Source organism: Nitrospira defluvii (assembly GCF_905220995.1).
GTDB classification, from domain to species: Bacteria; Nitrospirota; Nitrospiria; order Nitrospirales; family Nitrospiraceae; genus Nitrospira_A; species Nitrospira_A defluvii_C.
The window spans coordinates 74,126-97,543 of sequence record NZ_CAJNBJ010000001.1 but is presented as its reverse complement, the minus strand read 5'-3'; the positions used below and the strand labels follow the sequence as shown (position 1 = coordinate 97,543).

The following is a 23,418-nucleotide window of genomic DNA, read 5'->3' as shown; positions in this document are numbered from 1 at the left end:
GTCTGGTTTGTGTGACGCCCTCTTCTCCCCCGCCGGACGTGCATGTAGGCGGGCTCGCCATGCGCTCTTCATAGCTATGGTCGGCCTGATGGCGCTGTGCACTGGTCTGTCCGGCAGCGATTCCGTTCATGCGCAGTTGGATCGTTTGCGGAAGGCTCAGGGAACCCTTCCATCGCCTGTCGCTGATACTCCCTCGATAGTGATTCCAGAGGGCGAATTTCTCATGGGCGCTGCGGGACCAGATGCGCTTGAGGACGAGAAGCCGCAGCACCCTGTCTGGATCGATCGGTTCGACATCGATCTCCATGAGGTGACGACGGCGCAATACGCCGATTTCCTCGCCCACGAACAGCGGATGGCCCCATGGCAATGGGATGCGGTGGATTTATCCCAACATCACGATCGTCCGGTCATCGGAGTAAGCTGGTTTGATGCGGAGGCCTATTGCCGTTGGCGGGGGAAGCGCCTGCCGACGGAGGCCGAATGGGAAAAAGCCGCACGGGGCACCGATGCGCGGGCCTACCCCTGGGGTAATCAGGCGCCTCGGCAGGAATGGGCCAACTTCGGCCTGGGTGCCAGATTTAGCTATCGTCAGGTGCTGACGCCGGTTCACAGCTACGATCAGGGGCGAAGCCCCTACGGGCTGTATCAGATGGCAGGGAATGCCGGGGAGTGGGTGGCCGATTGGTATGGAACGAACTACTACGAGGTCAGCCCCCCGAAGAATCCGTCGGGGCCCGCCTCCGGGTCATTTCGCGTGGTGCGAGGAGGGTCCTGGTCGGACCTTCCCAAATATCTGCTGACGTACGGGCGTCTTCGGTTGCCGCCGGAGACTCGCAACAGCTACACGGGATTTCGATGTGCCAGGACGGTCGGCCCTGCCCCATGACCGTGAGCCGGGCGCTCCTGCCCTCCGGCTCACGGGGTCTCGCCAGGCCAGCCTGGATTGTTCATGAATGCCGTCGCGAGGCGTTCGAGACAGAAGGCCGCCGAGGCTGCTCGCATGTAAGGCCGACGCAGGCGTACTTGCAGTCCGTCGAGGAGGTCGAATGAGAACAGCCTCGCCGGACGAGAGGATCGGACGCCGGAGCAGGTATTCATGAACAGTCCTGGCTAGAACAGACTCTTACTCACTTCCGCAGATTTCGCGCTCTCATTTCCGGACTTGTCGAATGCCGATACGGCAAAGAAGTAGGTCGTGCCGGTCGGCAGATTCGCAATCGTGAAGCTGGTGCGATTGGTAACTTCGAACGGCCCCACGAAGCCGTAACTTCCTGACTTTGTTCCGACATAGACTCGGTAGCCGGCCAAATCCGACTCGGTGTTGGCATTCCAACTGACCGTGGCACTCGCAGTCTTGGGACTTGATGTCGAGGCTGAGGCCGAGGGGGTCGTCTGTACCGGAGTCGGGACCGGTGTCGGCGGTGGGGGTGGGGGTGTTGAGACGGCCGGTTGCGTGGGTGTGCTGGGCGTGGCCGATGCGGTTTGCCCCCCCGTCACCGTGAAGGTGATGGGAATACGGAGCGTATTGGAGAAGTTGTTGGGCCCTGATTCCACGATGTACACCACCGCCGAATAGGTTCCGGCGGCGAGGCCCGACGGTTGGGCGGTGATCACAATCTGATCGGTTTCAGAGGTGATGGTCTGTGTGCTGCCGTAGGGCGGATTCATCCACACCCACGATTGGCTTGCGCTGAGCGAGTAGACGTGTTGGTCGGTCCCGGCTTTCCGTAAGGCTAAGGTTCCGACCGCATTCGTGCTGCTCAGGCTCAGGGCAGCCGGTGTCGCCTGGATGGGTCCGGTGGCGACCGGTGTCGGGGCGGGCGGCGCGGGGGCCGGCGGAGGCGGCACAGCGACCGGCGCGGGTGGCGGAGGAACCACGACGGGCGTCGGAGGCGGGGGCGGCGTGACTGCCACCGGCTTGGGCGTCGGTGTGACTGCGGCCGGAGGAGCCGGAGGAGTCGGCGGGGGTGTCGTCACCGGGGTAGCCGTGACCGTCAGGGTGACCGGGATACGGAGCATGTTGCTGAAATTGTTGGGCCCTGACTCCACGATGTAGACCACGGCGGAATAGGTCCCGGCCGCGAGGCTGCTGGTCTGAGCAGTGATCACCAGTTGGTCTGTCTCAGTCGTGATGGTTTGGGTGCTGCCGTACGGGGGGTTCATCCAGACCCACGACTGGTTGGTGCTGAGGGAATAGCTGTGCTGATCCGTTCCCCCTTTTCGCAATGCCAGGGTGCCGACGGCGGTTTGCCCCTTGGCGGCCGTCAGCGTCAATGCCAATGGGCTCGTCACAATCCCGGATGTCGGCACGACGGTCGGAGCGGGCGGCGCGGGGGCCGGCGGAGGCGGCACGGCGACCGGCGCGGGTGGCGGAGGAACCACGACGGGCGTCGGAGGCGGGGGCGGTGTGAGGACCACCGGCTTGGGTGTGGGGACCGCAGCGGGAGGTGCCGGGGGCGGCGGCGTTGGCGCGACTGGTTCGGCTGTCACGGTCAGCGACACCGGGATCCGGAGCATATTGGTGAAGTTGTTCGGTCCGGAATCCACGACATACACCGTCGCCGAGTGGGTGCCGACGGCGAGATTGGCGGTTTGCGCCGTGATGACCAGCTGATCGGTTTCGGAGGTGATGGTTTGGGTACTGCCATAGGGCGGATTCATCCACACCCACGACTGGTTGGTGCTGAGATAGTAGGTGTGCCGATCTGAGGTCGATTTTTTGAGTGTGAGGCTGCCGACGGCGGTTTTGCCTTTTGGGGCCGTTAAGACCAGTGCCGCGGGGCTTGGCAATATAGGGGCCGTTCCGCTGCCTTGGGCTTTGGTGATGGCCGCGTCAAGGGACGGTTGTTGCAGCAAGCTCAACGTGGCCGAGGTGTCTGCGGCAGCGGCGGTTGAGACCAAGGCTGTTGTGCACAGGGTGGAACATAAACAACCGGCAGCACTGAATATCAACACACTCCTTGGCGTCATCATGATGGTACCTCCGGGAAAATCACTCCGCCTATGGAGCAACCGGCATGCCAGCCACGAAGGGGTATGAATCGGCAGAAAGCCTCGACACGAGCCGATTTACACCGAGTTGAAAGAGGTGCGCTGTTCAATTTTTGGGAGCGTGTGCAAGTTGGAGCATGCGCTGCAGGGGAAAACCTTCGGTGGATCTGATTGTGCGCAACCAGGAGAGCGGTAAGACAACTCGGTGAGACGCCGGCCGTTCCGGATGCGCGAAGAATGTGGTTGGCTGGACCGCGCTAGATTGTGGTGTGACGAGCAGTCCAGTCCGTGAGCAGGGTCAACATCCGCTGGAAGTCGGAAGGTTTCGTGAATCGGTGATCGGCGCCGGGAAGGATTTCCAGATGTTTGGGGCCGGGCAAGGCATCAAAGAGTCGTTGGCTCTGATGCAAGGGGACATACTCGTCCTCATCGCCCTGCACGATCAGCGTGGGGGCTGTGATCCTGCGTGCCGGCTCGTAGGCAATCTGTTGGAGGCAATCCTCGTAGAACGCGTAGTTCAGGGGAACACGGGTGGGACCGCCATGAAGATCGGGAATGCTATCCGTTCGTTTCCATTCTTGTAGTCCTTGCGCACCGAGCTCAAGACGAAGTTCTTCACCAAAGTCGACTACGGGACATTTCAGCGCGAGACAGGCCAGAGGCGGAACGGTTACCGGTTGTGCCTCGTGCGCCCGCGTCCACTCGGCGGCGGCGAGGATCGAGAGCAGTCCGCCGAAACTGGAGCCGATCAGCGCCAGCCGCTGGTACCCTCGGGACACCAGATACTGCAAGACATGCATCGTCTGGGCGACTCCGATCGTGGTCGTGAGGGCGGCAAAGGGGCCGTCGCTCTCCCCGTGCCCGTAGCAATCGAATCGGCATGTGGCGATGCCCCGCTCCATCAGGAGTGTGGCCAGGGCCTGATTGCTGCTGCTGTTCTTGTGCGACAGGAATCCGTGACAGAGCACTGCAGCAGAGTTGGTAGCCGACCTTGGGGCGGCCAGTACGGCGGAGATGCGAGCGCCTGCCTTGTCCTGGAGCGTGACGGATTCTTCCATGGGATGAGGGCCGTTATCGTGTGCCGGAATGTGTTGAGTCGTTCGTGCTCGCCCGTTCGTGACCCGGCTCTGTGTTGAGTGCCTGGGTGATGGTAACCGTCACCATGGTGAGGTGAAGCAGGAGCAAGCCCAGGCTCCCCCACGTGCTTGCCTGAATCCAGGGAGAGGAAAGCGGCAGGTTCCATGTCAGTGAGGCGACCAGAACCAATCCCAAGGCTCCAAAACTGACGGTCGCCACCTGAACTGCCCGCCAGCGATTGATGACCTGCCCCACGACGTCCCGGTAGGCTCCCCGCTTTTTCTGATGAGACACTCGCTGCGCGGCAAGCAGCGGGGGGAGCGCGGAGGAGAGTCCACCGACGACCGCCTGGAGGAAAAATCCGAGAAACGCGGTATGGGTGTAGGCCACCAGATGCAGCGTGCCGTAGGGCAGAGCCGGTGGTGTCCATAGGATGTTGATGCCGAGGGCCATACCGATACAGGTCATAATGAGCAGAAAGCAGAGCGCCGTGAGGAGGTGATCGGTGGCGGCTGAGCCGGGCTGGCCGGCCTGACTCCAGGTGCGGAGCAGATTGAGGCAGCACAGCGCCAGAGTCACCAGCAGACCGCCTCCCGCGACGAGCTGGATATGAATCGACGACAAGAGAAACCCCGTCAGGAGTCCCGCGGCACAAGCCGGCAGCAAGAGGAGCACTGCTTGGCCCAATGCCTGGCTGTGTAAGGTACGATTCAGCAGGAGCGGCAGGGTGAGTTGAATGGTGCCGACGCCGGCCAGGGTGAGGAAGAGCAAAAGGCCGGCATGCAGATGGCCGAGCCGGATAATGCCATGCCAGGTTGGATACCAGGATCCGGCAAGGAGTTCCCCGAGGACCAAGCTGCCGAAGAGCCCGAGAAGCGAGAGTCCAAAAAAGAAGGGTGACAGCGGCGTCCAACTTGAACCGGTCCGTAGCCCATGAAGGAAATGGCGTGCCATCGGAACGCAGGTCGCGGCCAGCAGCAGGCCCGCCAGGATTGTCAGGTTGGGCTCCCGCAGCCCCGCGCCCACGGTGAAACCGAGGGCGGCGAGATTGATGCCGAAAAAGAGCAGGCGGTGCTTTGAACGGCTGCCCTCCCGTGCGGCGAGGTGGCTCGCCGTGAGGGCGAATCCCGTCATCAGCTGGAGGAGCCCGCCGATGATGATCCCGTGGACATGGAGTACACGAAGGCCCGGCGGAAGCGGAGCGCCGCGGACGATGCCCCAGAACGTGGCGAGTCCCAGGAGAGAGGTAAGGAGGAGCCAGCCCCATCCGGCCAGCAAAAACGACAGTGGTGATCCAAGCCCGCGACTCATAGCCTGTGCTACCCCTGGTTTAAGAAATAGAAGTGATTGGTCGGGCCCTTGCCATGCCCGATCGCCAGGCTGTGCCTGATGGCTTCGGTGAGATAGGTCTTGGCGGTTTGGACCGCGTCAGGCACGGTTTTCCCCCTGGCCAAATGCGCCGCGATTGCCGAGGCCAAGGTGCATCCGGTGCCGTGGGTATGGGGGGTGTCGATGAATTCCCCCTTGTAGATATGAAAAAAACGCCCGTCATAGAGGAGGTCGGTTCCACGCTCCTTCGTCAGGTGGCCGCCCTTGATGAGGACATTGGCACAGCCGAATTGGTGAATGATCTTGGCGGCGCGCCGGGCATCGGCCAGCGAGGTGATCTTGATGCCCGAGAGCTGTTGCGCCTCATGGACGTTTGGCGTCACCAGTAACGCGAGAGGGAAGAGGTTCTTCTTGATGGTATCGATGGCGTCCGGTTTCAGCAGGGGCTGGCCACCCTTGGCGATCATGACCGGGTCCACGACCAGGTGCGTGACCTGTTGGGGCTTGAGGAGCTTCACGACGGTCTGGATGATCTCCGCCGAGGACAACATGCCGGTCTTGACGGCCGCCACGTCGAAATCGTCGAAAATGGCATCGAGTTGCGCGGCGATGATGGAGGTGGGCAGTTCGAACACGTCGGTGACTTCCTCCGTGTTCTGGGCCGTGATGGCGGTGATCACCGACATGGCATAGACCCCGTTGGCCGACATGGCTTTCAGATCTGCCTGAATACCCGCGCCACCGCCGGAGTCCGAGCCTGCTATGGATAAGACTTGTTTGATCATGACGAGGTTTCCTGTGAAAAAGGTCCGGAAATTATTGTCTAGGGTGTGGGGGCGGCCGGGTCCGCCTTTGCGGCCCCGCCACTGTCAGCGGATGCAGGTCTGTCGACGTGCAGCCCGTCCAGCGTGATGATTCGATCCGGTCGCGGTGAGGTTTCGTGATAATGCAGCGTCACGGGGCCTTTGGGGGATTGGCCGCCCACGAGAAAGGACAGATTCGCACGCTGCTGCCGTCTGGGCGTGAGTTCCAGCCCGCGGGTGCAGAGGCCTTCGCGATTCTGGGCGACGTCCTGTTTCCACTGTTCGCCCCGCTCGTTCACGAGATACGTGTCGAGCAGCTGGCAGCCGAGCTTCGCCGGATGTGTCGTGCGGTTCACGAACATCAGATCCACCTCAATGCGGTCGTCTTGCCGGGATACTCCCAGGACGGTGACTGTATACACGTCGTTTTCTTGGGTGATCAACACCGGGGTTGTGGATGCCGGTGCTGCAACCGTCGGCTGGGGCTTTGGAGCATTGGCCGGTTTCAGCAAGGTCGCCAACGGACCGGATTTCGGCACGATCGTCCGGGAAGCCCCGACGGGATATACCGTGTAGGGACCAATCAGCTTGGCGGTGACCTGCACACCCTCGGGAAGTTCGAGGTACGAGCCGGTCACGTACAGATCGGCGCGGAGTGCCTTGGCCACTTTTTTCGCTGCCTTCGCCTGCGAGGTATCGAGGTGGGTCAGGTGGTGTTTTTCCATGGTGGCGAGCAGGAGCTTGCGATCGACGACCTTCAGTTCCCCGGCCACCAGCAAATGGGTCGCTAGTTCCTCCGCGAGAAACTGGCCGATGGGCGTCACCTCCCCTGAGCCATCGACGAAATCCAGGAGCGCGAGACGTGATTTTTTCAGTTTGATCGCCTCGGCCGCCACGCCTTCGGCCAATTCCTTCACGCTGTCTTCGTATTTCGAGGCGGCCAGGGAAGGGGAGTGCCAAAGGCCGAGCAGGACCAGGCACCAGAGCAGACGGATCATCGAACGCCACTCATCTCAACGTTATGCATGGCCCACATTATACTCACGTCATTGATGCTGTCCAGCCTGTGCCGATTTAGGTGGTCACTCGCGGTAACAGGGCTTTCGCCAGGGCTCGCCCGAGTCCGTAGCCGACCGGCAAGCTGAGCAACAAGAGGGCCGGCAGGTAAAAATAGGCGAGAGCTCCCTGGGCATCGGGATAGATCAGTACACTGATGTGGGTCCATCCTGCGATCGCGAGCATGACGACCTCGGCAGACAGGAGCCCCAGCGCGCGGCGGTGGGCGATCAATGCCTTCTGGCTATCGATGGTTCCCAGATGCAGAAGGATCATGATCGCGAGGATCACGAAGGGAATGGCCGTCAGCACGCCCACGAGAAAGAGATTATAGCCGGGGGCGAACAGATGCAACGTGAAGGATCGCCAGGCCCGGGAAAATGGAACCTGGTGGACCCAGGTGTCCACCCCCAGCATGATGGCCCAGGGGAGGAGAAAGCCGACCAGTAGGGTGAACCAGAAGCCTAGTCTGGTCAGGACCCGGAGGCGGGAGGACTTTCCCATGGTAAGGGAGCTCATGGGGGTGTTGCTCCTGCGGCCGGCACGGGGCTCGGCGCGATACCGGACTCCAGCGCGGCGACGGCATCGGTCATGGCCGCCTGGACGATTGGATCGGAGTCCCGTCGTTGCTTCAGCGAGACGAGTGCTGGTTTTGCACCCTGACCCATGCCGGCCAGGGTTTCCACCGCTAAGTACCGAATGAGTGGATGATCATCATCAAGTAAGGGCAGGATCGGTGTCAGGGCCTCGCGGGCCGCCGGGCCCAGTTGCGCCAATTGGTGCAAGGCATAGTCCCGCGCGGTGCTGTGTCCGAGCATCATGCCCAGTGACTCGATGTGTGCCGCGTCGCCGGCTTTCGGTTTGTCGAGGGCGGTGCGGGCGAGCGTCGCGATCCCCTTGTCCGGATCGTTCAACATCGCTGTCAACGCGGCCGCCGCGTCCTCCGACACCGGAATCGTAAACGCAAACTGGGTGACAGCCGTCTGGCGCACGAGCGACGAAGAATCGTGCAGGCCTGCAAGGAGCGCGATGCCGATGGGGCCGGGAGGAATCCCGATACCGGCCAACGCGATGAGCGCGTTGCGGCGTACCAGTGCGTCTGCATCATGGGTTGCCGCAAGCAGCGCGGGCACCGCCGGTTTTGCGACCGGTCCAAGGCTGCCCAGGACCGCGCAGGCCGTCCGACGTTGTTGTACGTCCCTGTCCTGAAGCCGCGTGGCAAAGTGGGTCATGACGCGACGAGCGGCCGCTAAATCGATCCACTTCAACGCGGCTGAAGCGGTCGTATTGGCATGCTGGCTGCCGTCCTGGGTCGCCTGGTTGAGCAATTGGGGAATGGCTGCCTTGGCCGCCGGGCCGATCTGTCCCAATTGTTCCGCTGCGACAATACGAGTCGACGGATCATCATCCTTCAGCATCTCGATGAGGGTCGGCACAACCCGCGCTCCGGTCGAGAGCCAATACCACAGCCCCAACAGGCCAAGGAGCAGGACCAGCCCCGTGAGATGAAGGGTGATCTCGCGAGCGGTGAGCAGAGTTGGCGATGTCGTTGTGTCGGTCATGCTGAGGTCGACGCGGGCACGCTGAATCCGTGACGGACTCAGCCTACCATACCGCGGGGTGAAATCTGAGGGGGCGGGCAGCCATGCGGGCGGTTGTGGCGGAGGCCAGGGGGAGAGGCCAGCAACATGAACAGGGTTCGCTAATAGGGCGCGTGACGCCGTTCAAAGGTCATCGGAGTGAAATCGAACAGCTGCCGGGGTTCGCCAAGACCGGAATCGTTGAGCACTCCGGTCCAGAGTCTGCCGACAGTCGCCCAGACCAGTCTGGTCCCGTCCAGGTCCGCCCACTCCCAATCCGGTTGCGTCAGGCAGATGTCTGCCTGCGCGTGGACCAGTTCATGTTCATCCCAGTAACAACCCTTGCCGGGAGGACTGCCGACTTGGGTATGGGCATATTTTCGCAGCAGCCAGCCGTTGCCGAGCGGTTTGTCGAAGATGTCGTATTGGTCGGTGATTCCGGCCGATAGATGCTCAGCATGTCTCCATCCGTCGCGGAGGAGGCGTGGGTAGTAGACGCTCAGACATTCCCCGCCCCTGCCGCCGGCTGGCCGGTAGCGGTCGTCGTGGAACAACCCGGATTCACCACGCACCTGCCGATCGTCTCCATGTCCGTTCAGCCAATATCGACTGTTGTCGAGAAAGAGTCCGCCGCCGTTCCAACAGTCGCCTTTGGGATAGAAGTCCAGAGCCTTCAGGTGCGGCGTCAGCGAAATCGCGGACCAGGAACCTTTCGAAAACCCCTGCCAATTGCCGTCCATGGCGAAGTAGAGGAAGTGCGCTCCGTCCGGCGAGAGATCGCACCGTCGTTCATACAAGCGGCCGTTGAACCACTGGCCGAGAGTGAACGTATCAGCCTGTCGGTCCCAGAGCATTGTACAGACCTGCCGGGACGGCCCGCGGCGGATGACCAATCCAACCGGTGCCTCCCGTGCGATCAGGACATGAAGGCGTGGAGGAAACGTCTGCATGCTTGGCTAAGTGTAGCATCTGATCACAGGGGGCCTGCCTCAGGGGGCGCTTGGATGAAAACTGATTCTCGCCCGCATTATTCATGAACGCTTCTGCTGCACTCGCCGATCCGCTGTTTCGACAAGCCTGCGGCCGGCGGGCTCGCCCCTCCGGTCCGGCCGCCTCACCGACTCGGCGGCGCGCACAGACGTGGCGCTCTTTCTTCATCGCGCCGTGCGCCCCTCACCGTACTGCACGAGTACGCGTCGGGTCCTCCCGGCTCCGCACGCCGGTCTCACGACGCGGCTTGGCGATTTCGCGACGAACCGTCATGAATAATCCGGGCTAGGGATGTTGCCACGGAAAACCAGGTATTTCCCTCGTGGCCGCCGGCCGCGGGCGGGACTAGCATGACAGTAGGACCACCAGCAACACAGGAGGTCACCATGCCTGTTTATTTTCTTCTCGGCTTAACGGTTCTCATTCTGGTGATTGCCGTCTATGCGACGGTCGTCGAAGAGGTCGAAGAATCGTCAGTGGACTCCACCCTGGAGCAGGATTGGGAGGCGCTGACCTACGACCAGCAGCAGGAATACCGGAAGGCGGGTTAAGAGAGACAGACGTATGCAGAGCGGGTAAAGGGGCGGATCTGGTCGCTGTGTCGGGGGGGTGGAAAGACTTTTCTCGCCTCATTGTTCTCTCATTCTTCCCTTCCAGTGGACGGGCGACCGGCGGGGAGGTGGGCAGGCTGTGAGCTTGTTCGCTGCACCGGTGAGGTCTTTGCGCTGTCGGAGACGGACCGTCCTGCTCGCAGGTGGCGTCTGCTGTTCGAAGCTGCGGGACGCAGCAAGTTCAGACGCCAAGGTCGTCTCCCGGCGGCGCGCGCCGGTGCAGTGACTCTATGCGCAACAGCGTGCCCAGCTCGCCCGCCCCCTCACACCGGCCACTTCTCCTCATTCCAGGCCATTTCCCAAAACATCCACTCATATTTGGAACTGATCAGGAACGCCTGTTCCATGCGTTTCTTTTCTTCATGTCCGGCCGTTCGCGCCCAGGTGTCGACTCTGGCCCGCATCCATTCCTGGACGGCCTCGAACTCCGGTGAGGCGTACAGCATCAGCCAGTCACGGTAGGGGTGTTTCGCAGGCGGAGGGCCATTCTTGAGCAGGTGTTTGCCGACGACGCAGTAGATCCATGCGCAGGGAAGTGCGACGACGGCAATCTCCGTGGCCGTGCCGCTTTGGGCCACGGCGAGCATGTGACGTGTGTAGGCGTAGTTGGTCGGGGACATCGGCTCGTTCAGCATCTCTTGCGGCGAGAGTTTCCAGCGCTTGCCGTAATTTTCGTGGAGGCTGCGCTCGACGGTGATGGTTTCTTCGGCCAGCTTGGCAAATCGCAACGCCGATTCCGCATCCGGCGCGCGCAAGGACCCCGCCGCGAAGACCCTGGCGAGATCGGCGAGGAAGCGGGCATCCTGAAGAATGTAGTAGCGGAACTTTCGCTCCGACAGCGTGCCTTTCCCGAGCGCCAGCACAAAGGGGTGGGTCAGTTGCGCATCCCACACCGGTTGAGCCAATTTGCGAAGATGCGTTGAAAACGACATCCGGGTCCTCCTTCATCGCCTGAGATACATCTGGTCATCTCCAAGATAGGAGATACGCTTCACGAGAGACGTGGTGGCGTCACACTCTCGGAGTCCAGGGCCTGGGCAGCTGATTGATCCCGTCCAAGGCGGCGACGCGATAACATTCCGCGAGGGTCGGGTAATTGAATACGGCATCCACGAAGTAGTCGATCTGGCCCTGATAGGCCATGACCGTTTGGCCGATATGGATGAGTTCCGTGGCGCCGTCGCCGATGGCATGGACGCCGAGCAGTTGCCTGGTCTTGTTGTGGAAGAGCAGTTTCAGCATGCCGATCTCGTCGCCGATGATTTGTCCGCGCGCGATCTCGCGGTACCGGGCGATGCCGACGGCGTAGGGGACGCCGTTCTTGGTGAGGTCGTCTTCGTTGCGGCCGATCATGGAGATCTCCGGAATCGAATAGATCCCGTAGGGCATCAGATCCGATTGGGTCTGGCAGGGGATACCAAAGGCGTGACAGGCGGCATGACGGCCCTGTTGCATAGAGGTCGAGGCAAGCGCGGGAAACCCGATGATGTCCCCGGCGGCATAGATGTGGGGGACAGCTGTTTGATAATGCTCGTTGACGGTGAGGCGTCCGCGTTCATCTGCGGAGAGCCCGATGGCATCCAGGTTGAGCGTGGCACTGGCCCCCGTGCGACCGACGGAGTAGAGGACGGTGGAGGCGGCGATTTCCTTGCCGCTTTTCAAGCGGACGATGACCTGTTGTCCGGCCGTGCGGTCGACGGAGACGACCTCTTCATTAAACCGCAGCACCACCCCGATGCTGCGCATATGATACTGCAACGCCTCGATGGTTTCCTGGTCCACAAACTCCAGCAGGCGGGGGCGGCGTTCGATCAGGGTGACATGGATACCCATGGTCGCGAGGATCGACGCGTATTCCGCGCCGATGACGCCACCGCCGATGATGGTAATGGACTTGGGCAGATCTTTCAGCAGCAGGAGGCCGTCGGTGTCGATGATCGTATGGTCGTCGAACGGAATGTGCGCGGGGCGGGCCGGGATGGTGCCGCAAGCAATGACAACATAGTCGGCCGTATGTTCTACCCGGTCATCCGGACGTTCGATGAGCAACCGGTGCGGATCGAGGAAGGACGCCGTCCCGAAGCAGAGATCGACGTTGTTCCGCGTCATCTGGTTTTGGATGATCTCGATCTCACGGGTGATGACGTGGTTGGCGCGGAAGGTCAGGTCCGCCATGGTGATGTCCTGCTTGACGCGGTAGCTGGCGCCGTACAGGCTGCGCTGATGGAATCCGGAGAGGTAGAGCGCGGCTTCGCGAAGCGACTTGCTGGGGATGGTCCCGGTGTTGGTGCAGACGCCGCCGACGACCCGTTTCCGCTCGACGATGCCGACTTTCTTGCCCAGTTTGGCCGCTTGAATGGCGGCCTTCTGCCCGGCCGGGCCTGTGCCGATCACCAGTAGATCATAGTGGGCCATGTGCGCTCCTACTACCCCGGGCGGTTTCCCGCCCGGGGCCGCCGTGCTCATACATCGTGACCAGTGGACGGAATGTCGTTTCTGCCGGGAAGTGGAAGCGGTGGCCTTTCCTCAACGGTTGTGTGCCGGATTGAGGATGGGGTTCACCGCCACCGGCAACCTCAACTCGCCGTAACCAACTTGCGTGCGAACCTGAAGGCTTCTTCCAGATCCGGCAGTTGCGCCAGCTCGGGGGTAATCTGGAGGTAGCGAACCTTATTGTCTTTGTCCACCACCAGGAGGGCGCGGCTCAGCAGATGCAGGTCTTTGAGCAGCAGGCCGTGGGCCTTCCCGAAATCCGCCGCGCGATAGTCTGACAGGAAGGTCACGTTCGCGATCTTCGCCTCCTCTGCAAAGCGCTTTTGCGCAAAGGGCGTGTCGACGCTGATCGTGATGAGCTCGACCATGCGGTCCAGGCCCATGTTTTTCTCGCTCAAATAGTGGGTTTGTTGCTCACAGACCTTCGTGTCGAGCGACGGGACGATGCTGATGATCCGTACCTTCCCCTTTCCCTTCGTCTCGTTGATGGGAATCATGGACAAGTCCGGCTGGGCCAGTTTGACGTCGCGCAACTTGTCGCCCACCTTGACCCCCATGCCCGTGAGCATCAAGGGTTTGCCCTGGAAGAGGATGTTGTTGCCTTCGCCGGCCACGGCGCTGCCGTCGGCTACCGGCATGTCTTTGTATGAAAACTCACTCTTGTCGTGACCCGGCAAGGTGCCGCAGGCACTGAGTCCAAGGCAGAAGAGTGTGACCAAAATTCGGGAGAAGCGCGCACCGTGTCGTATCGACGGACTGTCAGGCAGCATAGGGAGTCTCCATGGACAGGGGAAGGAATGGCGATCGTTCAGTCTGCCACTCTATGGCCGGTGACCGGCTCTGTCAAGGATGGAGGAATTCTGTGATGAGCCGGTTCACGGTTTGCGGCTGCTCCCACTGGGGAATATGGCCGGCGTTGGGGATCAGGATGAGGCGCGACTGGGGGATGAGGGCCTGCAGATCGCGACCGACCTGCGGGGGAAAAAGGCGATCCTGTTCGCCCCAGAGGATCAAGGTGGGGTGTCGGACCTCTGTGAGTCGCGGGGCGAACTGCTGTTCCCAGAGCGGCAGGTTGTCCCGGAGTGCCAGGAGTGGCGTGATCATGTCCGTTCTCTGCCGGTTCCGGTTGGAGCGGTCGATCACCAGCGGAGTCACAAGGGCATGGTCGTAGACGATTTCTTTCAGCACGGCTTCCATGGCGCGGGTTCCGAACAGCGATGCGCCGACGCGGGCCAGCCAGGCCGGCACATGCGTGTTGACGGCGCGTCGCATGAGCGGGCTGACGAGGCGTTCTCGCACGTGGTCCGGGAATCCGTCGATCAGGACTAGCCGATCGACCCGCTCAGGGTGAGTCAGCGCCAACCCGAGTGCGACGCCGGCTCCCATAGAACTGCCGACAAGGGTTGCGGTCGGCAGGCCCAGGCTGTCCATGAGGCCGCTGATGCTGTCGATCAGATCCTGGGGGCGGTAATCAATGTTCGGTTTGTCGGACAGGCCGGAGCCGATGAGATCCGGCGTGATGACGCGGAATTGTCCGGTGAGGGGGCGCTGATATTCCCACTGCCACATGGAGCCGCCATATCCATGGAGGAGGATCAGCGGCGGACCCTGGCCTTCGTCCAGATAGGCGATGCGGTGGCCGTTAACGGAGGCTGTGTGGATGGGGATTCGTTGGATGGCGTCGAAGAAGGGGGGAATCTCTGGTGCTGCCGCGCAACCACTCATCAACAGACTCGCAAGGACCCAGGCCGCGACAGACTGCGGCGAAACCCTCGTGACGCGGAGGAGGGTTGCCGTGCGTATCACCGGCTAGTCCAGCTGGATGACGGTTTCGTCGATTTTGACGTTGTCCCCTTCAGCGGCCAGGATGGCCGTGACCCGTCCATCCATCGGGGCCGGGACCTGGCTTTCCATTTTCATGGCTTCGATGATCAAGAGCGGATCGCCCGTCTTGACCTGGGCGCCCTCTGTCACGAGGATCTTCACGACGCGACCGGGCATGGGGGGAGCGACATCGCCGGGCTTGGTCGGCCTGGGCCGTTTCGGCTTCGACGTGCCGCCGGCCTCTGGAGATTCCGGCACTCCGGCGAGCACTTCCTGGAGTGGTTCGAGGGACACTTCCTGCAAACGATCGTTGACGCGAATGTAGTAGGGTTTGCGCCCGTCGGTCGTGCGACCGGATCCGGAGACGACGACATGGTAATTCTCGCCGTGCACGGTGATGTTGAATTCCGCTGGGGCGAGATGGAGATCGTGCGCCACGGCCGGACCTTTCGCTTCGGCCGGTTCGAGCGGTTCGGGATGGAGATCCCCTCGTTCACGGGCTTCGAAGAAATCCCTGGCGATGGCCGGGAACAGAGCGAAGGAGAGTTGATCCTCCGGCGTGGTCGCCGTCGGGGGCATGTCTTTTTTGAGTTTTTCGAATTCGGGCTCCAGCCGGTCGGCCGGCCGGCCCTTTACTGGCTCTTCATCGCCGATGGCGCGAGCCATGATGCCCTTATCGAGCGGGCCTGGCGCACGGCCATACAAGCCAAGAAAATAGTTCTTCGTCTCGGTGGTGATGACTTTGTAGCGCTCGCCCTGCTCACCCGTCAGGACATTCAACGTCGCCTGCGTGCCCACGATCTGGCTGGTCGGGGTGACGAGCGGGGGATACCCCATTTCTTTCCGCACGCGTGGTACTTCATCCAGCACCTCTTTCATGCGATCCAGGGCATTTTGTTCGGCCAATTGCGCAGCCAGGTTCGACAACATGCCCCCGGGGATCTGTGAAGTGAGGATTTCGGCATCTACGCCCGTGAAGTCGCTTTCAAACTGTCGATATTTGCGGCGCACGTTGCGGAAATGTTCCGTGATCGGCTCGAATTGCCGGAGGTCCAGCCCGGTGTCGTAGGGCGTGTCCCGCAGACTGGCGATCAAGGTTTCGGTCGGCGGGTGCGAGGTGCCGCCTGCCAACGGAGACACCGAAGTGTCCAGCATATCGAGCCCGCCCATGATCGCCATCAGAGCCGACATGGAGGCCATACCCGAGGTGTAGTGGCTATGTAGATGGATCGGTACCCGCACGGCTTTTTTGAGCCGACGGATCAGATGGTAGGCATCCAGTGGCGCCAGCAATCCGGCCATGTCCTTGATACAGAGGGTATCGGTCCCCAGGTCTTCCAATTGCTTGGCCATGGACACGAAGCGATCGATGCTATGGACCGGGCTCACGGTATAACAAATCGTAGCCTCGACATGTTTGCCGCAGGCCTTCACCTCGCGGATGGCCCGATCTAGATTGCGCACGTCGTTGAGGGCATCGAAAATGCGAAAGACATCGATGCCGTTGGCTGCCGACCGTTCGATGAACTTGTCGAGCACGTCGTCGGCGTAATGCCGGTAGCCCACGAGATTCTGTCCGCGCAGCAACATCTGCAACTTGGTGTTCGGCATCGCCTCGCGGAGTGCACGGAGGCGCTCCCAGGGATCTTCTTTGAGAAACCTGAGGCAGGTGTCGAAGGTCGCGCCGCCCCAGACCTCCAACGACCAGTAGCCGATGGCGTCGAGTTTCTGGGCGATGGGCAACATATCCTCCGTGCGCATTCTGGTGGCCAGGAGGGATTGATGTCCGTCGCGGAAGGCGACATCGGTCAACAACACTTTCTTCCCCGGCGCGGCTTCCAGGCGAACCTCTGGATTCGTCGGGTGCAACGGGCGATCGCCGCGTGCGGCCGCCTTTCGGCTGGGCTTCACCGGCGCTTTCTTCGCGGGGCTTTTCTTGGGAGCGGCTTTCTTGGTCTTTTTCGTTGCCATGCTGACGGCCTCGGGGCGGCGGAATCGCTCGCGTAACAGGGTTGAGGTGGTGCTGCCTGGTGGCTGAGAGGTCAGAGTCCTTCGTAGGCGGCGATTGCTGCAGAGATCGCCAACACCAGGTCCTCAGGCTCCTCGGATTCTTCGTATTGATACAGGTCCGGATGCGTGTCGAGATACGAGGTGTCGAACCGCCCAGCCTGGAAGTCCTGCTCCATCATGACATTCTTCATAAACGGAATGGTCGTCTTCACACCGCGCAGCACGTATTCCTCGAGCGAGCGGCGCATGCGGCTGACCGCTTCTTCCCATGTCCGTCCCCGCACGGTGAGCTTTGCCAGCAGCGCGTCATAATACGGGGGGATTATGTAATCGCGGTACACGGCGCCGTCGATGCGAACCCCGATGCCGCCGGGTGACAGATAGGCCGTCACCGTGCCGGTACAGGGCATGAAGTTGTTGCGCGGATCTTCCGCGTTAATACGGCATTGAATGGCGTGGCCCTGCAGTGTGACGTCCTTCTGCCGGATTTCCAAAGGCTTGCCCGCCGCAATCGAGATCTGATTGCGGACGATGTCGATTGCCGTGATTTGCTCGGTGACGGTGTGTTCGACCTGCAGGCGCGGGTTCATTTCCATGAAGTAGAAATGCCCCTCGTGGTCGAGGAGGAATTCCACGGTGCCGGCGTTGTCATAGTTTACGGCTTTCGCGATGGCAATGGCCGCTTCGCCCATTTGTGCGCGGAGTTTCGGCGTCAAGACCAGCGACGGGGCGATTTCGATCAATTTCTGATGGCGGCGCTGGATCGAGCAATCCCGTTCCCCGAGGTGGATGATGTTGCCGTGTTTGTCGCCCAGGATCTGGAACTCGATATGGTGGGGGCGCTCGATATATTTCTCGATGAAGATGCTGCCGTCGCCGAACGCCGCCAGGGCTTCCCGTGAGGCGACTTCCATGTTCTCGCGCAGTTCCTGATCGGACCGGACCACCCGCAGACCGCGACCTCCTCCCCCGGCGCTGGCCTTGATCATAACCGGGTACTGGATGCGGCGGGTGAAGTCCAACGCTTCCTCGACGCTCGTGACGCCCCCTTCGGTGCCGGGGACAATCGGGAGGCCTGCCTGCTGGGCGATCTGCCGAGCCTTGACCTTGCTGCCCATGAGGTCGATCGTTTCGGGGGAGGGGCCGATGAACGTGATTCCGGAGGTGTGACAGAGCCGTGCGAATTTGGCGTTTTCTGAGAGGAATCCGTAGCCGGGATGGATCGCATCGGCGCCGATGCGCTTCGCAATCTCCACAATTTGTTTGCCGTCCAGGAAGCCTTTGACGGGGCCAGGGCCTACGAGATAGGACTCGTCGGCCTTCTTGACATAAATGCCGGAGGAGTCGGCCTCGGAATAGATCGCCGCCGTCGCGATATTGAGCTCGCGGCAGCCTCGGATGATGCGCATGGCGATTTCGCCACGATTGGCAACAAGGATCTTCCGGAACATGATGGGATTACGAGAGGATCGGAGCCGCAGCTCACCTCCGGGTCGCCTCCAAAAAAGATCGCGTAACCTAGCATAGGGTCAGGAGAGTTGTCGAGACGAACGAGGCTAAAACGAGGACTTCGAGCCGGGGGAGGTGGGCAGGAGGATGACCTCCTGCCCTGGAGCCTGTTTACTTGGCGTGAATGAGGAGTGGCTTCGATTGCGCACTGCCGCCGCCGGCTACCACGATGATGAAGGACATGCCCGCTTTGGCCTCCGGCACGACGGCTTCGATCGTCGTCTCGTTCACGAATTGATAGTCGATCTTATCCTTGGGGGCGGCGCTGAAGGTGACGCCATGGAAACATTCCTTACTCCCAAAATTTTCGCCTTTGATCGTCACTTTGTCGCCGGGTTTGGCTTCATCCGGTTCGACCTTGCCGATGGAGGGGCGCTTCGAGCGATCGCAGACCGGGTCCTTTTCGAGCTTCGAGGTGTCGGATCCTTTGATCGATTCGGTGTTGAACATCGTATACCCGGCGCCTTCCACCATGGCCCCTTCCTGGGCATGACCCGGAGCGAAGGGGACCAAACTGAGGCCAAAGGCCAGAGCGGAGCCGAGGAACACAGGAAGATATGTGCGCATAAAAGCCTCCTATTAGGGAGATGATGTCTTGGGAAGTGGTGTATAGGATTCGCTGAGAATTTTTTGTCCCTCGTCCGACAGGGCGAACTGTTCGAATGCTTGAACGAGCGGGTCCGGTTCGTTGTTCGACAGTAACAGCACCGGCCTCCGCAGCGGGTATCGGCCGTCCTTGACGGTGGGCGTTTCTGGTTCGACCTTCTCAACCGGGAGCAACCGGACAGGCACGCCGGAGGCCACGGCTTCCAGCGCCTGGCCGAGCGACAAATAGGTGACGGCCGAATTGGGCGGGAGCGTACCGGCGACCGTCTTGATCACCTTCTCATCCTTCGCAATGACTTTGGTCGTATCGGGAATCTTGCCGACAATGCCGAGGAGTTGTTCGAAGGCGTCGCGGTTGTTTTCGTTGCGTGGCCGGTCGAGCAGCAGGATCTTGGTGTCCGGTCCGCCCAAGTCAGCCCAGAATTTATATTTGCCTGAGAATAATTCGGCGACTTCCTGTTTACTGACTTCCTTCGTGAAATTCGATCGATGGACCATGATGGCGATACCATCCCAGGCAATCTGGACAGATCGGAAACCGTCCTCGGGGGTTCCGGTCACGGCGATGGTGGCCTGTTTGGATTTGACCATCTCGAGCGGTTTGGAATTATCGTCCCAGACGACGTCGATGTAGGCCCGAGGATTGGCTTTTTCGAATGCGTGGGCCAGGGATTCCATGACATGCTGTTCGGGGCCGTGGCCGGCAATCACCATCGACCCGGCGACTTCGGCGAAGGCCGGTAGCGCACTGAGGAGCAGGAAAGAGGCAGAAAGCAATCCACTGATACGGGAAACCATGCTGAACGACTCTCCTTGTCACTCTAAGTGGTGTCTTTGGGCCCTAGTCGTCGACCGTGGAGGCCGCGCGGCGGTTGGGGCGGTCGTACGGCTTTGCGCCGTTTACGGGGGGGTGCCTTCTGGCGGCGTGACCGCGCCGGCCATCATCTCAGGAGAAACATCCACTCGCTTGCCCATGGCGGGAGGGAGTTTCGCGAATCGATTCATGCGTTCATTCAGCATATCGTAGGCCTTGATCTCTTCGAATCCGGGCTTGTGACTGCCCTTCACCTTGGAGGCAAAGGAGGACAACATTCGAGTGGCGCCGGTCTTATTGCATTGGGGGCAGACCGTATCCTCCGGTCGGGCGTGCATGGACTGGGTGGCTTCGAACTGGTGAGTACATTGTTCGCAGCGATATTCGTAGACCGGCATGGCCGACTCCTTGGATAACGTTCCATGGCCTCGCCCGAAGCGATCGGGCGAAAGAACGCGGTTCTCTGTGTGGAAACGCTTGACCCTATGCGTAACTTTGCACTATTGTACCGAATCTTTGTGTCGAAACGCGAGCCACATTTAGAGGAGCGGTTGAAATGCCCCTGTTAATTCGGAAGTACAAAGGTAGCGGCGGTGTCATGCAGGAAGAGCGTATCGACGATCCGGATCGGATCGAACGGTATATGCGGTTGTTTGAGGATAAGGACGTCAAGAAGCTGGAAAGCGGTGTCAAGACCGTGATCGAGAAGGACGAGTGGCAGCTCCTGCCCTAACGCGACCTCCTGGTTTGATCCCACAATTTCATGCGCAGTGCCGTCACGGGGCCGTCGCGGTTCGGTGATTTCTGCGCGTTGCTCTCCCCGCGAGATGCGTGGTAGGGTTGACCTGTGACGGCGAGGACGGCGGAATCCGAAGGGTACCATGGTCTATTGGATTCATATTGCACGCGCGATCGATCGAGTGACGCTGCATCGGGATCGTTGTTCGGAAGTGCCGTCCAGCGTCTCCAGTAGCGATTTTTGGGAAGGCGGCTGGTTCGATTACCCGGACAAGGAGCGCGCGTTGGCGGCCATGGAAATGGCCGGGACCAGCGACGAACGCAAATGTGCGCTCTGCAAGCCATAAGAACCACGTTCAGTGGTGAGCGCTGAGTCTGGAGTGCTGTGTGTGCAGATCGCGCCCGGTCGATCTCTTCAATGCGTATAATGCAACACTCATAACTCAGCATTCATACTTTTCTTCAGCCTGACCATGCCTCAACTTGCGCTGCTCCTCACAACCATTGTGTGGGGAGCAACGTTTCCGGCCACGAAGGCCGCGCTCGAACAAATCTCCCCGTTGTCGTTTCTCTTCCTGCGGTTTCTCCTCGGCATGCTCGTGGTGTTCATGGTGCTTTTGCTCATGCGCCGTGAGCTGACGTGGAATGCCGGCATGGTACGGATGAGCCTGGTTGCAAGCAGCTGGCTGTTTCTCGGTTATGTGTTGCAGACGGTGGGCTTGCATCTGACGACGGCGTCGAACTCGGCATTTATTACCGTGCTGTACGTCGTGTTTGTGCCCCTTTACCTCCGCAGGCTGGGTGCGCATACGTGGGTGTCCAACGGGATTGCCTTGGTCGGGCTGTGGTTCCTGGTTAAACCCACGGCTTCCGCCAACCTTGGAGATTTGCTGACATTGGGCAGCGCGGCGGCGTTTGCCGCGCATATCGTGTGTTTGGAACGGTATACGAGGGTGACCGATGCCCTGTCGCTATTCGCCTGGCAATTGGTGATGATGACGGTGGCCATGTTGGGGGCGATGTGGTGGGAGCATCCGACGCCGGCCATGTTTGAACCGAGCCGAGTGCTGGTGGTCGGGCTCGTGGTCACCGGGGTGCTGGCGACCGGTGCATTTGGGGTGCAGATGTGGGCGCAGCAACTCTTGCCGGCCCAGCAAGTCGCACTATTGTTTGCCGCGGAGCCGGCTGTGGCGGCCTGGATGGCCTGGTATTTCTTGGGCGAAACCCTGGATGCCCAGGGGTGGTTTGGCAGTGTGATGATTCTTGGTGGGGTCTTGCTCGGTTCATGGGTAACAGGTGAGGGGACCGCGGCGCGGGGTGAGCCTGTGACGGTGGGTCCTGATGGAGGGGAACGTGGCGCAGAAGTTCGGGAATAGCCGCTGGGTGCAAGAGGGATTTCTCGATAACCGGGAAGACGGGACGGTGGTCGGGCGCATCACCTTTGCGGTGCTGGGACCGGTCGATGTGTACCTGGCAGGAAATTGCCGCGGGGAGATTGCCGGCAAAGTGATTCGGTTCAAGAACAGCCGGTTTGCCGATGAGGACCTCGCCGGGCAGGTGCTGGGAGATGTCGAGATTCCTCAGGTCGGGGATGCCAGTTTGATTTCTTTCGATCCGCACCCGCATCTGGTACCGCATCCCTATATCGAGTGGTTCTCCTTGAAGAAGAATCACTACCGGATCGAACTGACGCCGGAGGATGCGTGGATTGCAACTGAAGCAGAGGTGGCCGAAATTAATCCCGTCAGCCGTGAGATTCGGGATCGACTGAGGTCGCTATACGGGCGGAAGTCTGTGGCGGCGGATGAGTCAGAGTGGGTGTAGGGCGTGTAACGGGGGCGGGCTTGCATGACCGCCCCCGTCTTAATCTTTTCAGGCGAGTTTATTCTTTCCTTCCCGGACGTGCACCGGGACTTCACGGATATCCCACACCAAGCCCACCGCCTGCATCGCGCGTAGCATGTAGTAGGTAATGTCGATCTCCCACCAATAGAATCCCTGGCGGGTCGAGGCGGCATAGTAATGGTGGTTGTTGTGCCACCCCTCGCCGAGGGTGATCATGGCAAGGATGAAGTTGTTCTTACTGTCGTCCCCCGTCTTGTAGCGCTGAGATCCATACACATGCGAAAGCGAGTTGATCGTGCAGGTACCGTGGAGCAAAGCGACTGTGGAGACGAAGAATCCCCAGATCAGCATTTGCGGACCGTTCGTGCCGAGGCCCGGCGCATAGGTTTCCAGTAATTTGCCCAGCCCGAACATGCCGAACCCACAGATGGTGGGGACCAGCGTGTCGAAGCGATCCAGGAAGCGGAGTTCAGGGAACTTCGCAAAGTCGCCGATGCTCTTCAGGCGCGGAGGGAAAAATTTCTTCGAGCTGATCCAGCCGATATGGGCCCAGAGGAATCCGCCCTGGCGCACGGAATGGGTATCCTCCGGCTTATCCGAGTAGATGTGGTGGTGCCGATGGTGGCCGGCCCACCAGAGGGGGCCACGTTGGGCGCACGATGAGCCGAGCAGTGCGAAGGCAAACTGACAGGCTCGTGAGGTCTTAAAGGTGCGATGCGAGAAGTACCGATGGTACCAACCGGTGATGGCAAACATGCGGATGAAGTAGAAGGCGGCGCAGACCCCTACGGCGACCCAACTCCAGCCGACAATGAAGACCCCGAGACAAATGAGGTGGACAGTAATGAGGGGAATGGCGCGCAGCCAGTCGACCGAAGCCGGGGCGGTGTCGGTTTCCATTTTTTCGATGCCGGCCCAGGAATCGAACCACCGGAGGATCGTCAGCCAGGGGTTGTCATTGTGAGAAGATTCAACCGGTTGTACGGCGGTTTTCGGGAGCTCACCGGTCTCGGGTAAGGTGAGCGGATGCAGATCACTACTCATGCCACCTCCACAGTTGTGCGAATCTAGGATGCGTTACCGAGGGGTCGCGCCGCTGTTGCAGTCGCGGGACTTCATCTTTGCGGCGCTTGCGAGTG

The 23,418-nt window shown here is 60.8% G+C and carries 24 protein-coding genes; 6 read left to right on the top strand and 18 right to left on the bottom strand.

Annotated features, from left to right (window positions below; translation table 11 throughout):
- Positions 1–88 precede the first annotated feature (88 nt).
- Complete coding sequence (locus tag KJA79_RS00540; RefSeq protein WP_213040059.1) at positions 89–889, top strand: formylglycine-generating enzyme family protein; 801 nt, start codon at positions 89–91, stop codon at positions 887–889.
- 224 nt (positions 890–1,113) lie between these two features.
- On the opposite strand, the gene KJA79_RS00535 is transcribed toward KJA79_RS00540, so the two are convergent.
- The 8 genes from KJA79_RS00535 to KJA79_RS00500 all read right to left on the bottom strand — a co-directional run bounded on the left by KJA79_RS00535 (position 1,114) and on the right by KJA79_RS00500 (position 9,789).
- A complete protein-coding gene (locus KJA79_RS00535; RefSeq protein ID WP_213040058.1) occupies positions 1,114–2,976 on the bottom strand; it encodes a fibronectin type III domain-containing protein in 1,863 nt (620 codons plus the stop codon).
- 275 nt (positions 2,977–3,251) lie between these two features.
- Entirely contained in the window at positions 3,252–4,052 is an 801-nt protein-coding gene (locus tag KJA79_RS00530; protein ID WP_213040057.1) for an alpha/beta hydrolase family protein, read from the bottom strand.
- Positions 4,053–4,065: 13 nt separating this feature from the next.
- Positions 4,066–5,382, bottom strand: a complete 1,317-nt coding sequence (locus KJA79_RS00525; RefSeq protein ID WP_213040056.1) for a hypothetical protein — start codon at positions 5,380–5,382, stop codon at positions 4,066–4,068.
- Positions 5,383–5,390: 8 nt separating this feature from the next.
- A complete protein-coding gene (gene thiD, locus KJA79_RS00520; RefSeq protein ID WP_213040055.1) occupies positions 5,391–6,185 on the bottom strand; it encodes a bifunctional hydroxymethylpyrimidine kinase/phosphomethylpyrimidine kinase in 795 nt (264 codons plus the stop codon).
- Between the two features lie 38 nt (positions 6,186–6,223).
- Positions 6,224–7,201 carry a FlgO family outer membrane protein gene (locus KJA79_RS00515; RefSeq protein WP_213040054.1) on the bottom strand — a complete coding sequence of 326 codons (978 nt, stop codon included), beginning with the start codon at positions 7,199–7,201 and terminating at the stop codon, positions 6,224–6,226.
- Positions 7,202–7,277: 76 nt separating this feature from the next.
- Positions 7,278–7,778, bottom strand: a complete 501-nt coding sequence (locus KJA79_RS00510; protein WP_213040053.1) for a hypothetical protein — start codon at positions 7,776–7,778, stop codon at positions 7,278–7,280.
- Complete coding sequence (locus KJA79_RS00505; RefSeq protein WP_213040052.1) at positions 7,775–8,821, bottom strand: HEAT repeat domain-containing protein; 1,047 nt, start codon at positions 8,819–8,821, stop codon at positions 7,775–7,777. The genes KJA79_RS00510 and KJA79_RS00505 overlap by 4 nt, the downstream gene beginning before the upstream one ends.
- A gap of 140 nt (positions 8,822–8,961) precedes the next feature.
- Positions 8,962–9,789 (bottom strand): hypothetical protein, encoded by an 828-nt coding sequence (locus tag KJA79_RS00500; RefSeq protein ID WP_213040051.1) that lies wholly within the window; start codon positions 9,787–9,789, stop codon positions 8,962–8,964.
- 426 nt (positions 9,790–10,215) lie between these two features.
- On the opposite strand from KJA79_RS00500, the gene KJA79_RS00495 reads away from it, so the two are divergent.
- Positions 10,216–10,380 carry a hypothetical protein gene (locus KJA79_RS00495; RefSeq protein ID WP_213040050.1) on the top strand — a complete coding sequence of 55 codons (165 nt, stop codon included), beginning with the start codon at positions 10,216–10,218 and terminating at the stop codon, positions 10,378–10,380.
- Between the two features lie 323 nt (positions 10,381–10,703).
- Here the strand turns inward: KJA79_RS00495 and tenA are convergent, their stop codons facing one another.
- The 9 genes from tenA to KJA79_RS00450 form a co-directional block, all read right to left on the bottom strand.
- Positions 10,704–11,372 carry a thiaminase II gene (gene tenA, locus KJA79_RS00490; protein ID WP_213040049.1) on the bottom strand — a complete coding sequence of 223 codons (669 nt, stop codon included), beginning with the start codon at positions 11,370–11,372 and terminating at the stop codon, positions 10,704–10,706.
- Between the two features lie 79 nt (positions 11,373–11,451).
- Positions 11,452–12,855 (bottom strand): Si-specific NAD(P)(+) transhydrogenase, encoded by a 1,404-nt coding sequence (sthA, locus tag KJA79_RS00485; RefSeq protein ID WP_213040048.1) that lies wholly within the window; start codon positions 12,853–12,855, stop codon positions 11,452–11,454.
- A gap of 161 nt (positions 12,856–13,016) precedes the next feature.
- Positions 13,017–13,703, bottom strand: coding sequence for a thiol peroxidase (tpx, locus tag KJA79_RS00480; protein WP_213040047.1), 687 nt, complete (start codon positions 13,701–13,703; stop codon positions 13,017–13,019).
- Between the two features lie 73 nt (positions 13,704–13,776).
- Positions 13,777–14,739: an alpha/beta fold hydrolase gene (locus tag KJA79_RS00475; protein ID WP_213040046.1), complete on the bottom strand. Its 963-nt coding sequence runs from the start codon at positions 14,737–14,739 to the stop codon at positions 13,777–13,779.
- Positions 14,740–14,742: 3 nt separating this feature from the next.
- Positions 14,743–16,728 carry a sodium-extruding oxaloacetate decarboxylase subunit alpha gene (gene oadA / locus KJA79_RS00470; RefSeq protein WP_213040045.1) on the bottom strand — a complete coding sequence of 662 codons (1,986 nt, stop codon included), beginning with the start codon at positions 16,726–16,728 and terminating at the stop codon, positions 14,743–14,745.
- 71 nt (positions 16,729–16,799) lie between these two features.
- Positions 16,800–18,218, bottom strand: a complete 1,419-nt coding sequence (gene accC / locus KJA79_RS00465; RefSeq protein ID WP_213040044.1) for an acetyl-CoA carboxylase biotin carboxylase subunit — start codon at positions 18,216–18,218, stop codon at positions 16,800–16,802.
- 169 nt (positions 18,219–18,387) lie between these two features.
- Entirely contained in the window at positions 18,388–18,843 is a 456-nt protein-coding gene (locus KJA79_RS00460) for an IPT/TIG domain-containing protein (RefSeq protein ID WP_213040043.1), read from the bottom strand.
- Between the two features lie 12 nt (positions 18,844–18,855).
- Entirely contained in the window at positions 18,856–19,680 is an 825-nt protein-coding gene (locus KJA79_RS00455) for a substrate-binding domain-containing protein (RefSeq protein WP_213040042.1), read from the bottom strand.
- A 102-nt stretch (positions 19,681–19,782) separates the two neighbouring features.
- Entirely contained in the window at positions 19,783–20,094 is a 312-nt protein-coding gene (locus KJA79_RS00450) for an FmdB family zinc ribbon protein (RefSeq protein ID WP_213040041.1), read from the bottom strand.
- Positions 20,095–20,252: 158 nt separating this feature from the next.
- Here KJA79_RS00450 and KJA79_RS00445 point away from each other — a divergent pair, with 158 nt between their 5' ends.
- The 4 genes from KJA79_RS00445 to KJA79_RS00430 all read left to right on the top strand — a co-directional run bounded on the left by KJA79_RS00445 (position 20,253) and on the right by KJA79_RS00430 (position 22,258).
- Positions 20,253–20,429: a hypothetical protein gene (locus KJA79_RS00445; RefSeq protein WP_213040040.1), complete on the top strand. Its 177-nt coding sequence runs from the start codon at positions 20,253–20,255 to the stop codon at positions 20,427–20,429.
- A 148-nt stretch (positions 20,430–20,577) separates the two neighbouring features.
- A complete protein-coding gene (locus tag KJA79_RS00440) occupies positions 20,578–20,781 on the top strand; it encodes a hypothetical protein (protein ID WP_213040039.1) in 204 nt (67 codons plus the stop codon).
- Positions 20,782–20,907: 126 nt separating this feature from the next.
- Entirely contained in the window at positions 20,908–21,810 is a 903-nt protein-coding gene (locus tag KJA79_RS00435) for a DMT family transporter (protein WP_213040038.1), read from the top strand.
- A complete protein-coding gene (locus KJA79_RS00430) occupies positions 21,788–22,258 on the top strand; it encodes a hypothetical protein (RefSeq protein ID WP_213040037.1) in 471 nt (156 codons plus the stop codon). Before KJA79_RS00435 ends, KJA79_RS00430 begins: the two co-directional genes overlap by 23 nt.
- 48 nt (positions 22,259–22,306) lie before the next feature.
- Here the strand turns inward: KJA79_RS00430 and KJA79_RS00425 are convergent, their stop codons facing one another.
- Positions 22,307–23,323, bottom strand: coding sequence for an acyl-CoA desaturase (locus KJA79_RS00425; protein WP_213040036.1), 1,017 nt, complete (start codon positions 23,321–23,323; stop codon positions 22,307–22,309).
- Positions 23,324–23,418 lie beyond the last annotated feature (95 nt).

Excerpts from the sequence above, each read along its gene's own strand:
- KJA79_RS00540 (WP_213040059.1), top strand. The coding sequence starts at position 89 with ATGGCGCTGTGCACTGGTCTGTCCGGCAGCGATTCCGTTCATGCGCAG.
- KJA79_RS00535 (WP_213040058.1), bottom strand. The coding sequence starts at position 2,976 with ATGATGACGCCAAGGAGTGTGTTGATATTCAGTGCTGCCGGTTGTTTA.
- KJA79_RS00530 (WP_213040057.1), bottom strand. The coding sequence starts at position 4,052 with ATGGAAGAATCCGTCACGCTCCAGGACAAGGCAGGCGCTCGCATCTCC.
- KJA79_RS00525 (WP_213040056.1), bottom strand. The coding sequence starts at position 5,382 with ATGAGTCGCGGGCTTGGATCACCACTGTCGTTTTTGCTGGCCGGATGG.
- thiD (WP_213040055.1), bottom strand. The coding sequence starts at position 6,185 with ATGATCAAACAAGTCTTATCCATAGCAGGCTCGGACTCCGGCGGTGGC.
- KJA79_RS00515 (WP_213040054.1), bottom strand. The coding sequence starts at position 7,201 with ATGATCCGTCTGCTCTGGTGCCTGGTCCTGCTCGGCCTTTGGCACTCC.
- KJA79_RS00510 (WP_213040053.1), bottom strand. The coding sequence starts at position 7,778 with ATGAGCTCCCTTACCATGGGAAAGTCCTCCCGCCTCCGGGTCCTGACC.
- KJA79_RS00505 (WP_213040052.1), bottom strand. The coding sequence starts at position 8,821 with ATGACCGACACAACGACATCGCCAACTCTGCTCACCGCTCGCGAGATC.
- KJA79_RS00500 (WP_213040051.1), bottom strand. The coding sequence starts at position 9,789 with ATGCAGACGTTTCCTCCACGCCTTCATGTCCTGATCGCACGGGAGGCA.
- KJA79_RS00495 (WP_213040050.1), top strand. The coding sequence starts at position 10,216 with ATGCCTGTTTATTTTCTTCTCGGCTTAACGGTTCTCATTCTGGTGATT.
- tenA (WP_213040049.1), bottom strand. The coding sequence starts at position 11,372 with ATGTCGTTTTCAACGCATCTTCGCAAATTGGCTCAACCGGTGTGGGAT.
- sthA (WP_213040048.1), bottom strand. The coding sequence starts at position 12,855 with ATGGCCCACTATGATCTACTGGTGATCGGCACAGGCCCGGCCGGGCAG.
- tpx (WP_213040047.1), bottom strand. The coding sequence starts at position 13,703 with ATGCTGCCTGACAGTCCGTCGATACGACACGGTGCGCGCTTCTCCCGA.
- oadA (WP_213040045.1), bottom strand. The coding sequence starts at position 16,728 with ATGGCAACGAAAAAGACCAAGAAAGCCGCTCCCAAGAAAAGCCCCGCG.
- accC (WP_213040044.1), bottom strand. The coding sequence starts at position 18,218 with ATGTTCCGGAAGATCCTTGTTGCCAATCGTGGCGAAATCGCCATGCGC.
- KJA79_RS00460 (WP_213040043.1), bottom strand. The coding sequence starts at position 18,843 with ATGCGCACATATCTTCCTGTGTTCCTCGGCTCCGCTCTGGCCTTTGGC.
- KJA79_RS00455 (WP_213040042.1), bottom strand. The coding sequence starts at position 19,680 with ATGGTTTCCCGTATCAGTGGATTGCTTTCTGCCTCTTTCCTGCTCCTC.
- KJA79_RS00450 (WP_213040041.1), bottom strand. The coding sequence starts at position 20,094 with ATGCCGGTCTACGAATATCGCTGCGAACAATGTACTCACCAGTTCGAA.
- KJA79_RS00445 (WP_213040040.1), top strand. The coding sequence starts at position 20,253 with ATGCCCCTGTTAATTCGGAAGTACAAAGGTAGCGGCGGTGTCATGCAG.
- KJA79_RS00440 (WP_213040039.1), top strand. The coding sequence starts at position 20,578 with ATGGTCTATTGGATTCATATTGCACGCGCGATCGATCGAGTGACGCTG.
- KJA79_RS00435 (WP_213040038.1), top strand. The coding sequence starts at position 20,908 with ATGCCTCAACTTGCGCTGCTCCTCACAACCATTGTGTGGGGAGCAACG.
- KJA79_RS00425 (WP_213040036.1), bottom strand. The coding sequence starts at position 23,323 with ATGAGTAGTGATCTGCATCCGCTCACCTTACCCGAGACCGGTGAGCTC.